Source organism: Streptomyces sp. D2-8 (assembly GCF_023184515.1).
In the GTDB taxonomy this organism is placed as follows: Bacteria; Actinomycetota; Actinomycetes; order Streptomycetales; family Streptomycetaceae; genus Streptomyces.
Genome location: NZ_JAAHBP010000012.1, coordinates 215,778 through 229,669, shown reverse-complemented (window position 1 = coordinate 229,669; position 13,892 = coordinate 215,778). Strand labels below are relative to the sequence as shown.

Genomic DNA, 13,892 nt, shown 5'->3' with positions numbered 1-13,892 from the left:
CTCCCGGACCGCCCGTGCGTTGCAGACAGTGAACGGTTTCCCACCTACGTAAGGATCCAATGACCTCCTCTTCTTCCTTTTCCCAGGACTCCAAGCGCTTCGCGCACAGCCACCCCGAGGGTTTTCGGGCCGATGCCCTGATGGAAGAGGACGTCGCCTGGAGCCACGAGATCGACGGAGAGCGGGACGGCGACCAGTTCGACCGCTCCGACCGCGCGGCCCTGCGCCGTGTGGTGGGCCTCTCCACCGAACTCGAGGACGTCACCGAGGTCGAATACCGCCAGCTCCGCCTGGAGCGGGTCGTCCTCGTGGGCGTCTGGACCTCGGGAACCGTGCAGGACGCGGAGAACTCCCTCGCGGAGCTCGCCGCCCTCGCCGAGACGGCCGGCGCGCTGGTGCTCGACGGAGTCACCCAGCGACGCGACAAGCCCGACGCGGCCACGTACATCGGCTCCGGCAAGGCCGAGGAGCTGCGCGACATCGTCGTCGACACGGGCGCGGACACCGTCATCTGCGACGGTGAGCTCAGCCCGGGCCAGCTGATCCACCTCGAGGACGTCGTCAAGGTCAAGGTCATCGACCGGACGGCGCTGATCCTCGACATCTTCGCCCAGCACGCCAAGTCCCGAGAGGGCAAGGCGCAGGTCGCTCTCGCGCAGATGCAGTACATGCTGCCGCGACTGCGCGGCTGGGGTCAGTCCCTGTCCCGGCAGATGGGCGGCGGCAAGGGCGGCGGCCTCGCCACCCGTGGTCCCGGTGAGACCAAGATCGAGACGGACCGGCGCCGGATCCGCGAGAAGATGGCGAAGATGCGCCGGGAGATCGCGGAGATGAAGACCGGCCGCGAGATCAAGCGCCAAGAGCGCAAGCGTCACAAGGTGCCGTCCGTGGCCATCGCGGGGTACACCAACGCCGGTAAGTCCTCGCTGCTCAACCGCCTCACGGGCGCGGGCGTGCTGGTCGAGAACGCCCTGTTCGCCACCCTCGACCCGACCGTGCGCCGGGCCGAGACCCCGAGCGGACGGCTGTACACGCTGACCGACACGGTCGGCTTCGTGCGCCACCTGCCCCATCACCTGGTCGAGGCGTTCCGCTCCACGATGGAGGAGGTCGGCGAGGCCGACCTGATCCTGCACGTGGTGGACGGTTCGCACCCGTTCCCGGAGGAGCAGCTGGCCGCCGTGCGCGAGGTGGTCCGGGACGTCGGCGCCACCGGCGTACCCGAGATCGTCGTGATCAACAAGGCCGACGCGGCCGACCCGCTCACCCTGCAGCGGTTGCTGCGTGTCGAGAAGCGGTCCATCGCCGTCTCGGCCCGCACCGGCCTCGGCATCGAGGAGCTGCTCGCGCTCATCGACAACGAGCTGCCGCGCCCGTCGGTCGAGATCGAGGCGCTCGTGCCGTACACGCACGGCAAGCTGGTCGCCCGTGCCCACGACGAGGGCGAGGTGATCTCCGAGGAGCACACCCCGGAGGGCACCCTGCTCAAGGTCCGGGTGCACGAGGAACTGGCGGCGGAGCTCACGCCGTACGTTCCGGCGCCGGCGCTCTGAGCCCGGCCTGAGCACGCGTCCCGTCCGAACGCGAGAAGGCCCGCCCCCTGTCACAGGGAGCGGGCCTTCAGCATGTGCGGGTCACTGGCCGCCGTACGTCTTGCTCATGTTCTGGTAGAGCGCCTCGGCGTCCCGGCCCAGCTGCGGACCGGCCAGCCAGGTGTTGTCGGCCGGGCCGATCGAGGTGTTGGAGACCAGCACCGATCTGCCGTTCAGGACGCGGAACCAGCCGCCGCCGGAGGAACCGCCGGTCATGGAGCAGCCGATGCGGTACATCGTCGGCAGGGTCGGGGAGAGGGAGAACCGGCCGGGGATGTCGACGCACTTGAACATCTTCAGGCCGTTGTGGGGCGGCGCGGCCGGGTAGCCCCAGGCGCCCATCTTGGCGGCCTCGGCCGCGGACGGGGCGGAGAAGTCCACGTCCAGCGCGGCGCCGACCGTCTCCTCCAGGGACTTGGCGCCCTGCTCCGGCTTCACGTGCAGCACGGCGTAGTCGTACGCGGCTCCGTCGCCGCCGCTCTCCGAACCGCCCTGGATCCACTGGTTCGAGGTCGAGGCCCAGTTCGCCCACCAGTTGCCGTACGGGGCGATCTCGCCCGGGTTCGCGTTGCTCAGCTCCGCCTCGGACTTCCCGAGGTCGTTGTAGGCCGGGACGAAGACGATGTTGCGGTACCAGCCGCCGTCGCCGCCCGCGTGCACGCAGTGCCCCGCCGTCCACACCAGGTTGGACTTGCCCGGGTGGTTGACGTCCTTGACGACCGTGCCCGAGCAGACGGCGGGGCCGTCGGGGGAGTCGAAGAAGACCTTGCCGACCGGCGCCGCGTGGCGGTGGTACGGCGTCTTCTCGGCCTGCGCCCGGACGGGTGCCGGATCGGGGTCGCTGACGCCCTGGCCGGCCGACGCGTCCTTCGTCGTGACCGTCTTGTCGGCCTCCTCGGCGGACTGCATCCGCTCCGGCTTCCAGAGGCCCTCGATCACCGGGTTGACGAAGTCCTTGGCGTCACTGAGCCACTGGTCCTTGTCCCAGTCCTTCCAGCCGCCGTCCTTCCAGCGGTCGACGTCGATCCCGTGCTCCTTGAGCCTGCCCGCGAGATCGGCCGGGATCTTGACCTTGCCACCGCTGTTCGCGGTGGCCTCGGAGCTGGTGGCGTCGGGCTTGTCGCTCGCCGAGTCCGTCGAACCGCCACAGGCGGTCGCGGTGAGCGCCAGGGCGGCGACGAGCCCGGCGGCCGCGAGGACGGTGCGCCGCCCGCGCCTCGGTGCGGGCGTACGTGTGGAACGCATGGTGCGATGGCCCCCGTTGGTGCGTACGAATCTGGTACTGCGTGCGCCTGGGTGTGTGCATGCCATGGGTGCGGGCTCGGTGGCCCGCACGACACCCCACTATGCCCGGGGAGTTGAGGGCGTAGCGGGGTGGGGCGGTGAAGGTTTCCGAGAGCCCCCGGGCCGGATCTCGTGAGTCCGGGGGCTCTGGCGCGCCGGGTGCGCCGGGCGCCCGGGGTGCTTCGGTGTGCTTGGGGTGGCTCGGGGTGCGCCGTCCTGTCGACGGCGCGGTTCAGCAGCCGGCCGTCACCGACCGGCGAACTTCTTGCTGACCGAGTCGTACACGCCCTTGGCCACAGCACCCAGGCGCGGTCCGGCCAGCCAGCCCGACGTCACCGGGCCGATCGAGGTGTTGGACACCAGCGCCGGCTTGCCGTCCGCGCCGGTCGCCACCCAGCCGCCGCCGGACGAACCGCCGGTCATGGTGCAGCCTATGCGGTACATCGTGGGATCCGACGCGGTGACCGACAGCCGCCCGGGCCGGTCCTCGCACCGGTACAGCTTCTGCCCGTCGTAGGGCGGCGCGGCCGGGTAGCCGATCGCCGTGACGCTCTTGACCTGCGGCACCGCGGGCGCCTTGAAGTCGACCGGCAGCGCCGAACCGACGATCTCCTCCAGCGACTTGCCGCCGCTGCCCTTCTCCGGCGTCACATGGATGACGGCGAAGTCGTAGGGCGCGCCGTCGCCGCCCGTCGAACCGCCCTGCTCGATCCACTGGTCCGAGGTCTGCGCCCAGTCACCCCACCAGACACCGTAGGGAGCGACATCCTCGCGGGTGGCGTTCTCCAACTCCGCCACCGGCTTGCCGTCGTCGTTGTACGACGGCACGAACGCGATGTTGCGGTACCAGCCGCCCTTCTTGCCCGCGTGCACGCAGTGGCCCGCCGTCCACACCAGGTTGGACTTGCCCGGGTGCGCCGGGTCCTTCACCACGGTCGCCGAGCAGACGGCCGACCCCTCGGGGGAGTCGAAGAACACCTTCCCGGCCGTCGGGGCGTTGGCGTGGTACGAGGGCGGAACGGCCTGCGCCTCGACCGGCTCGGGCGTCGGGTCGGTCACACCCTGGTCACCGGAGAGGTCGCTGTCGTCGACGCCCTGGTCGGGCTCCTCGGCCTCCCGCATGCGGTCCGGGTTCCAGAGCCCCTCGATGATCGGGTTGACGTATTCGTTGGCCTCGCGCAGCCAGTCGTCCCGGTCCCAGTTCTTCCAGGCGCCGTTCTTCCACTTGTCGATGTCGATCCCGTGCTCGCGGAGCCGGTCCCTGATGTCGTCCGGGATCCTGAGCTTGCCGTCGTCGGAGGCGGTGGCCGACGCGGAGGCCTCGCCGTCCGCCGTGGCGTCACCCGACTCGCAGGCGGTGGCGGTCAGCGCGAGCGCCGAGGCGAGGGCCACGGCGGCCAGCACGGGGGAGTTCCTGCGGCGCGCCCGACCTCCTCGGCCGGTATGGGACGACGGACGTGTGGATCGCATGATCTGAATCCCCCTGATATGGAACGAACGTGGACTAACCGGTGTTTCGGCCCCGATTCCCGTTGTCTCTCGGGAAGTTCGGGGCGACCTCGCGGTGTCCGGGAACGGCACCACACACTATGCGGTGGCTGTGGGGGCGATCCGACGGATCCGCAACAGTTCCGTCACGGAAAGGATCTTGAGGCAACCCGTAACCCGGTGAGTGATCCGGGGTTGGTAGCGGTGGGGGGCCTGCTGTCTGTGCGCGGTCCTCTGTGCCCGTGCCCAGTGGGAGGTCAGGGAAGCCGTGGCGGAATCCACCCGTGGGGGTTGTGCGTCGGAGGAGGCCGCTGTGGGGCGTACGCAGGTGAAATCCCTCGTCGGCGGAGCCGTCGACGACACCGCCCCCGCCCCGCGCTCCGCGCACGAGGGAATCCTGCGCCGCCAAGCCGCACGCGAATCCGCCGCCCGGACCTACGCCCGTGCCCTGCCGATCGTTCCGGTGCGGGCGCGGGGACTGACCATCGAGGGCGCGGACGGCCGCCGCTACCTGGACTGCCTCTCCGGCGCCGGCACACTCGCCCTCGGCCACAACCACCCCGTCGTCCTGGAGGCCATCCGCAAGGTCCTCGACTCCGGCGCGCCCCTCAACGCCCTCGACCTGGCGACACCGGTCAAGGACGCCTTCCTCACCGAACTGTTCCGCACCCTGCCGCCAGGCCTTGCCGAGCGGGCGCGCGTGCGGTTCTGCGGACCGGCCGCCAGCGAAGCCGTCGAGACCGCCTATGCCCTCGTCCGCGCGGCGACCGGACGGAGCGGTCTCCTGGCGTTCACCGGCTCCGGTCGCGGAAGTACCGACAGGGCCCTCTACGACCCGTCCGCGGACATCCAGGGCGCGCGGGTCGCCCGCCCGCCCTACCCGCAGGACTACCGCTGCCCCTTCGGCATCGGTGGCGAGCACGGTGCCGACCTCGCAGCCCGCTGGACCGAGTCTCTCCTCGACGCCCCCGGGTCCGGGGTGCCGTGGCCTGCCGGGATGATCGTCGAGCCAGTCCAGGGCGAAGGTGAGGTGATCCCCGCGCCGGACACCTGGCTGCGGCGCATGCGACAACTCACCGCCGAGCGGTCCATCCCGCTGATCGCCGACGAGATCCAGACGGGCGTGGGCCGGACCGGCGCCTTCTGGGCCGTGGAGCACAGCGGTGTGACCCCCGACGTGATGGTCCTCTCCAAGGCCATCGGCGGCAGCCTGCCGCTGGCCGTCGTGGTCTACCGCGACGACCTCGACACCTGGGAACCCGGCACCCCCACCGACACCTTCCCCGGCAACCAGCTCGCCATGGCCGCCGGCACGGCGACCCTCGCCCACGTCCGCGAGAACGCCCTCGCCCAGCGCGCGGCGACCCTGGGGGCGCGCCTGCTGAGCCAACTCCAGGAGTTGGCTTCTCAGTTCGCGTGCGTGGGGGATGTGCGGGGGAGGGGGCTGATGATCGGGGTCGAGCTGGTGGATCCGGAGGCGGAGGGGGAGCCCGGCTTTTCGGGTGCTCCTGGGGTTGCGGAGGACGGCGTGGAAGCGTCGGTGATGCCGGGCGGCGGACGCCAACCCTTGCCAGCCGCCCCCGAACTGGCCGCCGCGGTCCAGCGGGAGTGCCTGCGGCGCGGCCTCATCGTCGGACTCGGCGGCCGTCACGCGAGCGTCGTACAACTGCTGCCGCCCCTGACCATCACCGATGAACAAGCGGCCGCCGTACTGGACCGCTTGGCCGACGCGGTCCTCGCAGCGGCTCGGTGCCGTGGGGGTGGCACAGCAGCAGCACCCTGAACGCGGTGAGCCTCTACGGCGCGTGAGCCCGCGCCGTGCCCGCGCGCCAGGCCGCCTGCCTGCCGGGCTGCCCGGCTGCGAGGCCGCCGCCTGCCAGGCGCCCGGCCCATGGGCCCCGCACGTCCCCACGCCCCCCACGACCGCACGCCGCGTGCCTACGCGCCCCGCAGCCCCGCCGAGTGAAGCTCCTCGGCTCGCAGCCCCCACCCGCATGATCCGGAACCACCCGATGAGGTACCTGCCGTGAACGCCACCCCCCACCCCGACGACCACGCACCGACGCCGGGGCAAGCCTCCGTCGGCGCCTGGTCGTCGGGGACATCGCCGAACCCTCGGGTCCCCCATCAGCGGCCGGCTGCGAAACCCGCCCAGGGGCTCAGCGGAGGCCATGGCACTGACCCTCTTGAGCATCCCCACCCGCACACCGTCGCCCAGGCCGCCGCGGTGGAGAACCTGCTCCGCTGCTGGGCGCGTGAGACCGACCAGTCCGCCCCGGCCGACGGCGTCCTGCGCATCCCCCTTCCCGCCAGCGGCACGGCCCTCCTCGCCCCGGTCCGTTACTGGTCCCCGACGGGCTGGCACCGCTTCGGCCCTCCTCGTCTCGCCGGTGCACCCGAATACGCCCCACCGGCCGACGCCGTCACGATCGCCGCCCTGCTCACCCGGGAGACGTCCGCAGACGACTCCGGCATCTGGCGGGCCCCCGACTCCTTTCCCACCGGCGCCCTCAGCTCCGTCACCGCTGGTTTCAGCGACGGCGTGATGCTCGTCGCGGGTGTGGCCGACTCCCTCCGACGTGTCGCCGGCTTCGTCACCGACCGCCGCGAACGCCCGGCCGACGGCCCCGACCTCTTCCTGTCCGCGGAACAGGCACTCGTCCTCGGACACCCCCTGCACCCCACCCCGAAAAGCCGCGAGGGTCTCTCCGAAGCCGAAGCGCTGCTGTACTCGCCCGAGTTGCGCGGCTCCTTCCCACTGCACTGGATGGCTGTCGCTCCCTCCGTCCTCGCCACCGACTCCTCCTGGACCGAACGCGGCCGCCCTGTCGCCGCGCCCCGGCTCACGGCCCGCCTGGCCGGAACCGCACCGGCGTTGCCCGACGGGTACGCCCTGCTGCCCCTGCACCCCTGGCAGGCACAGCAGGTCCGCCACCGTCCGGAGGCCGCCGCCCTGCTGGACACCGGACTGCTCCGTGACCTCGGCACCCACGGCCCGCCCTGGCACCCCACCTCCTCCCTGCGAACCGTCTACCGAACCCATGCCCCCGCGATGCTCAAGCTCTCGCTGGGCCTGCGCATCACCAACTCCCGCCGCGAGAACCTCCGCAAGGAACTCCACCGTGGCGTCGAGGTCCACCGCCTGCTCCGCAGCGGCCTCGCGCAGCAGTGGCGGGCCGTGCACCCGGGCTTCGACATCGTCCGGGACCCGGCCTGGCTCGCCGTCGACATCCCCGGCGGTGCCCCGACGCCCGGACTGGACGTGGTGATCCGCCACAACCCGTTCAGCCCCTCGGACGATGTCTCCTGCGTCGCCGGTCTCCTCTCGCCGCGCCCGTGCTCCCCGACCCCGCTGGACGGCGCTCCGGGACGCGCTGAGGAGCACGGCCCGGCCCTGCGGTCCCGGCTGGCCGAGGTCGTCACGCGTCTTGCCCGCCGCACCGGCCGACCCCGCGGAGCTGTAGCCGCCGAGTGGTTCCTGCGCTACCTCGCGCACGTGGTGCGTCCCGTCCTCTGGCTCGACGGAGAGGCCGGCATCGCCCTGGAGGCGCACCAGCAGAACACCCTGCTTCTGCTGGACCCCGACGGCTGGCCCACGGGCGGCCGCTACCGCGACAACCAGGGCTACTACTTCCGCGCGTCCCGCCGCGCCGACCTCGACGCCCGGTTGCCCGGCATCGGAGAGCGGAGCGACACGTTCGTCTGCGACGAGGTCACCGACGAACGGCTCGTCTACTACCTGGTGATCAACAACGTGCTCGGCCTCATCGGCGCGTTCGGCTCCCAGGGGCTGGCCGACGAGCGGCTGCTGCTCGCCGCCTTCCGCCGCTTCCTCAAGGACATCGCCTCCGGCCCGGGCCGACTGCGCACCTCGCTGCCCGCGCGGCTGCTCGACTCACCCGTCCTGCGCTGCAAGGCCAACCTGCTGACCCGGCTGCACGACCTCGACGAACTCGTCGGCCCGGTCGACACCCAGTCCGTCTATGTCACCATCGCCAACCCCCTCCATTCCTGACCAACCTGGCCGATCGATCCCTTCCACCGCTGACCTACCTCCTTCATCCCTGAGGACATGCCCCACCCCCCTTTCTGAGAGGAGCGTTCGGTGCCTCCCGCCGACCCGACCGCCGAGACCGGTTTCGCCGCCCCTGTCATGGCCGACGCGGCCGTCGGCGCCGGGTCCCGAGCCGATTCCGGTGCCAAGCCGGGTGTCGACGACGACGATGCGCCCGGTGCCCACACCGGTACCGGGTCAGGCGTCTGCGCTGACTTCGCCGGTGGTGAGCCGGACGCCCGCTCGGGTGACTTGGGCGGTGCCGAGTCGGGCGCCCGCGCCGGCCACGGCGCCGGTGCCGACACCTTCGGCGGCGTCGAGTCCCGCCTCGGATCCGATGCGGAGCCCGGCGCGATCTCCGGCGAGCAGTTCCGAGCGGACGGGCACCGCGAGGACACCATGGACCTGCGGCTCCCGGACGAGCTCATCGCCCTCGCAGCGGCTGACGCGCTCGACGGTCGCGGAGCCCGGAGGCGGGACGAGGACACGACGCGGCCCTCCGTCTCCATCGCCGCGACGGGCGAGCCGTCCCGACCCTCCGTCTTCCCCCGCCATGACGACCTCCTCGACCGCGTCGCCGAATGGGGCCGGGCCGATACGCCCGCAGGCGTGTTCCACCTCGTCCCCACACGCCTCGAACGCGACCTCCCGCTCATCAGCCGCTGGATGAACGACCCCGCCGCCGCAGCGTTCTGGGAGTTGTCCGGACCGCAGGACGTGACGGAGGACCACCTGCGGACCCAGCTCGCCGGTGACGGGCGCAGCGTGCCGTGCATCGGCGTACTGGACGGAGCGCCGATGAGCTACTGGGAGATCTACCGGGCGGATCTGGACCCGCTGGCCCGTCACTACCCCGCCCGGCCTCATGACACGGGGATCCACCTCCTCGTAGGTGGGGTCGCCGACCGGGGGCGTGGCCTTGGGGGGCTGCTGCTCCGGGCCGTGGCTGATCTCGTTCTCGCGCGGCGGCCCTCCTGCGCACGCGTCATCGCGGAACCCGACATTCGCAACACCCCCTCCGTCGCCGCATTCCTGGCCGCCGGCTTCCGGTTCTCCGCCGAGGTCGACCTGCCTGCCAAGCGGGCCGCCCTCATGGTCCGAGACCGGGTCCTCCGGCATCTGTTGTAGCGCTGTGTCACCGTGCCATCACTCATTGAACGCGGCCCGTGCCGCCGCAGTTCCCACCTGCCGTGCGAATTTCTCGAACCACTTCGCCACGGCCTCACTCACGCAACCGGAAGGCCCATCCACCGCCCCACCCCCGAGGAGCCCACGGTCTTGATCCCGTCCCCCGCCCCCGCCTTGATCGCCCGTTTGTCAGTGCAGGGTCGTAGGGTGGTCGCGCTATGACGAAGCCCTCACTCCCCGAACTCCTGCATGCTGCCGTCACTGCCGTCGGCGGTACGGAGCGCCCCGGTCAGGTGGCCATGGCCGAAGCCGTCGAGGAAGCCATCGACGACGGCTCCCACCTGCTGGTCCAGGCCGGCACCGGTACCGGTAAGTCGCTTGGCTACCTGGTGCCCGTGCTCGCGCACGGGGAGCGGGTGGTCGTCGCGACCGCCACCCTGGCCCTGCAGCGCCAGCTGGTGGAGCGCGACCTGCCGAGAACGGTCGAGTCGCTGCACCCCCTGCTGCGCCGCCGCCCGGAGTTCGCGATGCTCAAGGGCAGGTCGAACTACCTGTGCCTGCACCGACTGCACGAGGGTGTCCCGCAGGACGAGGAAGAGGGCCTCTTCGACCAGTTCGAGGCCGCCGCGCCCACGAGCAAGCTGGGCCAGGACCTGCTGCGGGTGCGCGACTGGGCCGACGAGACCGAGACCGGCGACCGTGACGCCCTGACGCCCGGCATCTCGGACCGGGCCTGGGCCCAGGTGTCGGTGTCGTCGAGGGAGTGCCTGGGTGCCTCGAAGTGCGCCTACGGCGCCGAGTGCTTCGCCGAGATGGCCCGTGAGCGGGCGAAGCTCGCCGAGGTCGTCGTCACCAACCACGCGCTGCTCGCGATCGACGCGATCGAGGGTGCTCCGGTTCTCCCGCAGCACGAGGTGCTGATCGTCGACGAGGCGCACGAACTGGTCTCCCGGGTCACCGGAGTCGCCACCGGCGAGCTCACCCCCGGGCAGGTCAACCGTGCGGTGCGCCGCGCCGCGAAACTCGTCAACGAGAAGGCCGCGGACCAGCTGCAGACCGCCTCCGAGGGTTTCGAGCGGCTGATGGAGCTGGCGTTGCCGGGTCGCCTGGAGGAGATTCCCGAGGACCTCGGGTACGCCCTCATGGCGCTGCGCGACGCGTGCCGCACGGTTATCTCCGCGATCGGCACGACCCGCGACAAGTCCGTCCAGGACGAGGACGCCGTCCGCAAGCAGGCCCTCGCCTCGGTGGAGAACGTCCACGACGTGGCGGAGCGCATCACGAACGGCTCCGAGTGGGACGTGGTCTGGTACGAGCGCCACGACCGCTTCGGTGCTTCCCTGCGCGTCGCCCCCATGTCCGTCTCCGGACTGCTGCGCGAAAAGCTCTTCGCTGACCGCTCCGTGGTCCTGACGTCCGCGACGCTGAAGCTGGGCGGCGACTTCAACGGCGTTGGCGCCTCCCTGGGCCTCGCCCCCGAGGGCACCGAAGGCGACGACATCCCGAAGTGGAAGGGCATCGACGTCGGCTCCCCCTTCGACTACGGCAAGCAGGGCATCCTGTACGTCGCCAAGCACCTGGCGCGTCCCGCTCGGGACGGTGACCGCGCGGACATGCTCGACGAGCTCACGGAGCTGATCCAGGCGGCGGGCGGCCGCACCCTGGGCCTGTTCTCCTCGATGCGGGGGGCCCAGCTGGCCGCCGAGGAGCTGCGGTCCCGGATCCCCGAGTTCCCGATCCTCCTCCAAGGCGAGGAGACGCTCGGCGAGCTCATCAAGAACTTCGCGGCGGACCCGAAGACCTGCCTGTTCGGCACTCTGTCGCTCTGGCAGGGCGTGGACGTCCCGGGACCGAGCTGTCAGCTGGTCGTCATGGACAAGATCCCGTTCCCGCGCCCTGACGACCCCCTGATGAGCGCCCGCCAGAAGGCCGTCGAGGACGCGGGCGGCAACGGCTTCATGGCGGTCGCCGCCACCCACGCTGCGCTCCTCATGGCCCAGGGCGCCGGCCGTCTCGTTCGGGCGTCGGGTGACCGCGGAGTGGTCGCCGTCCTCGACCAGCGTCTGGCGACGGCCCGGTACGGGGGCTACTTGAAGGCGTCACTGCCCGACTTCTGGTTCACGACGGACCGTAACCAGGTGCGGAAGTCGCTCGCGGCGATCGACGCGATCGCCAAGCAGACGGAAGACGGATGAGCTGTGGGGGTCGGGCCCGCGGTGGCTCAGCCACCGCGGGCCCGACCCCCACCTGCATCAGCCCCGGGGCCCCTACAGGCCCGGCAACCACCCCCGGACAGCGCAGGGCCCCGGAACCGGCGCAGAGGTCCCGGGGCCCGGTCAGGGGGCGGGCCCGCTGGGCCCGCCCGACGCGGTGCGCGCTTGTCAGACGCGTCGCAGTACGGCCACCACCTTGCCGAGGATGGTCGCGTCGTCGCCGGGGATCGGCTCGTAGGCCGCGTTGTGCGGCAGGAGCCAGACATGGCCGTCCTCGCGCTTGAAGCGCTTGACAGTGGCTTCCCCGTCGAGCATCGCGGCCACGATGTCGCCGTTCTCGGCGACCGGCTGACGGCGCACCGTCACCCAGTCGCCGTCGCAGATCGCGGCCTCGATCATCGAGTCACCGACGACCTTCAGGACGAACAGCTCACCGTCGCCGACGAGCTGGCGGGGAAGAGGGAAGACGTCCTCGACGGACTCCTCGGCGAGGATCGGGCCACCGGCCGCGATCCGGCCGACCAGCGGCACGTACGACGCGGCCGGCTTGCCCGCCGTGTCCGTGGGCTGCACCGAGGCGGCCTGGTCGGAACCGCGCACCTCGTAGGCGCGCGGGCGGTGCGGGTCGCGGCGCAGGAAGCCCTTGCGCTCCAATGCCATCAGCTGGTGTGCGACGGAAGAGGTGCTGGAGAGGCCGACGGCCTGACCGATCTCCCGCATTGACGGTGGGTAGCCCCGTCGCTGCACGGAATCCCTGATGACCTCGATCACGCGGCGCTGGCGATCGGTGAGTCCGGAGCTGTCCGCCCGGATGCCGGGAGGTCGGCCCGGCAGGGAGCGCTTGTGCCCCTCAGGGTTCGTGGCTTCGTTCATCGCATGCACCGGCTCCAGTCGGCCCTGGGGGTGGTCCTGGGCAGCGATGGCGGCACTGTCTGCGGTGGTGGTCACGTCGGCCCCTCTCGATGGTCTCCCTGCTGGACAACGGTAGTTGCTTTCGAAAGGTTGCGCCAAACACACGTTCGAGTGAAAAATCGCGAATCACCGGACGCGATCATGTGTCCGGGTGTATTGGCGGCCGCGCCACCTGGCGGGCAAAAGGGCCCATTGCTGTACTCTTCACCGCCGGGGTGATCGCCTCGTGGACTGGTGCCCCAGTCTGCCATCCGGCATTCCCTGGCTCCGGGACCAGTCCTCATCTGTGCGGGAGTCCCACCTCCCCTCCTCGCGGCGCCCACGGTATCTCCGCATGCGCCGCGGCGATACGGCTGTGCAGGAACGGGTGCGGCCGTGTCCCGGACGAAGCCGTCGGCAGGGGGCCTCCGGGGGCATGCGGGGCCGGTGAGGCTCGGCCTGTCGCACGTCACCTGCGCCTCCGCGCGCGACACGCGGGAACGTCGTCGATGTATGAGCCAATCCCCACATCTAGTGGTTGGATTGCGACAGCAGCCCAGAAGTTGTGGTCCCCCGTGTCTCGAGGCCCATGGTCATCGCCTATGCTTGGGGCTGCTTCGTGGGGCGCAAGAGGCCCGGCGAGGCTATTGAGTCTGCTGTGAGGAGGGTTGGGAGTTCATGCACTGCCCCTTCTGCAGGCACCCCGACAGTCGTGTCGTCGACAGTCGTACGACCGACGACGGCACATCGATCCGCAGGCGCCGCCAGTGCCCTGACTGCTCCCGTCGTTTCACGACCGTGGAGACGTGCTCGCTCATGGTGGTGAAGCGGTCCGGAGTCACCGAGCCCTTCAGCCGTACGAAGATCATCAACGGTGTGCGCAAGGCGTGCCAGGGTCGGCCCGTCACCGAGGACGCGCTCGCTCAGCTCGGCCAGCGGGTCGAGGAGGCGGTGCGTGCCACCGGAAGCGCCGAGCTGACCACCCATGACGTGGGGCTGGCCATACTCGGCCCGTTGCAGGAACTCGACCTCGTCGCCTACCTGCGATTCGCCTCCGTCTACCGGGCGTTCGACTCGCTCGACGACTTCGAGGCGGCCATCGAGGAGCTCAGGGCGGAGACGGGGCACCCCGACGCGGACGACGGAGACCGCGAGGACGCGGCTGCGGGGAGCCAGGAAGACCACCGCGGGCCCGGAGGGACGGAACAACACGTCCCCGAGCCCGCAGGCGCCGCCGACTGA

At 71.2% G+C, this 13,892-nt stretch carries 9 protein-coding genes; 6 read left to right on the top strand and 3 right to left on the bottom strand.

Annotation, left to right across the window (positions count from 1 at the left end):
• Nucleotides 1-59 precede the first annotated feature (59 nt).
• Nucleotides 60-1,553, top strand: coding sequence for a GTPase HflX (gene hflX, locus G3I77_RS22285; protein ID WP_248506439.1), 1,494 nt, complete (start codon nucleotides 60-62; stop codon nucleotides 1,551-1,553).
• 81 nt (nucleotides 1,554-1,634) lie between these two features.
• On the opposite strand, the gene G3I77_RS22280 is transcribed toward hflX, so the two are convergent.
• Nucleotides 1,635-2,837 carry a serine protease gene (locus G3I77_RS22280; protein ID WP_248506437.1) on the bottom strand — a complete coding sequence of 401 codons (1,203 nt, stop codon included), beginning with the start codon at nucleotides 2,835-2,837 and terminating at the stop codon, nucleotides 1,635-1,637.
• Nucleotides 2,838-3,122: 285 nt separating this feature from the next.
• Nucleotides 3,123-4,346, bottom strand: coding sequence for a serine protease (locus G3I77_RS22275; RefSeq protein WP_248506435.1), 1,224 nt, complete (start codon nucleotides 4,344-4,346; stop codon nucleotides 3,123-3,125).
• Nucleotides 4,347-4,677: 331 nt separating this feature from the next.
• On the opposite strand from G3I77_RS22275, the gene G3I77_RS22270 reads away from it, so the two are divergent.
• From G3I77_RS22270 to G3I77_RS22255, 4 genes are all read left to right on the top strand, one after another.
• Complete coding sequence (locus G3I77_RS22270; RefSeq protein ID WP_374386189.1) at nucleotides 4,678-6,147, top strand: diaminobutyrate--2-oxoglutarate transaminase family protein; 1,470 nt, start codon at nucleotides 4,678-4,680, stop codon at nucleotides 6,145-6,147.
• A 243-nt stretch (nucleotides 6,148-6,390) separates the two neighbouring features.
• On the top strand, nucleotides 6,391-8,379 hold the full coding sequence (locus G3I77_RS22265; RefSeq protein WP_374386186.1) for an IucA/IucC family siderophore biosynthesis protein: 1,989 nt from the start codon (nucleotides 6,391-6,393) through the stop codon (nucleotides 8,377-8,379).
• Nucleotides 8,380-8,817: 438 nt separating this feature from the next.
• Nucleotides 8,818-9,546 (top strand): GNAT family N-acetyltransferase, encoded by a 729-nt coding sequence (locus G3I77_RS22260; RefSeq protein WP_248506544.1) that lies wholly within the window; start codon nucleotides 8,818-8,820, stop codon nucleotides 9,544-9,546.
• 218 nt (nucleotides 9,547-9,764) lie between these two features.
• A complete protein-coding gene (locus G3I77_RS22255) occupies nucleotides 9,765-11,741 on the top strand; it encodes an ATP-dependent DNA helicase (protein ID WP_248506430.1) in 1,977 nt (658 codons plus the stop codon).
• Between the two features lie 186 nt (nucleotides 11,742-11,927).
• Here the strand turns inward: G3I77_RS22255 and lexA are convergent, their stop codons facing one another.
• Nucleotides 11,928-12,707: a transcriptional repressor LexA gene (gene lexA / locus G3I77_RS22250; RefSeq protein WP_248506429.1), complete on the bottom strand. Its 780-nt coding sequence runs from the start codon at nucleotides 12,705-12,707 to the stop codon at nucleotides 11,928-11,930.
• Between the two features lie 621 nt (nucleotides 12,708-13,328).
• On the opposite strand from lexA, the gene nrdR reads away from it, so the two are divergent.
• On the top strand, nucleotides 13,329-13,892 hold the full coding sequence (nrdR, locus tag G3I77_RS22245; RefSeq protein ID WP_248506426.1) for a transcriptional regulator NrdR: 564 nt from the start codon (nucleotides 13,329-13,331) through the stop codon (nucleotides 13,890-13,892).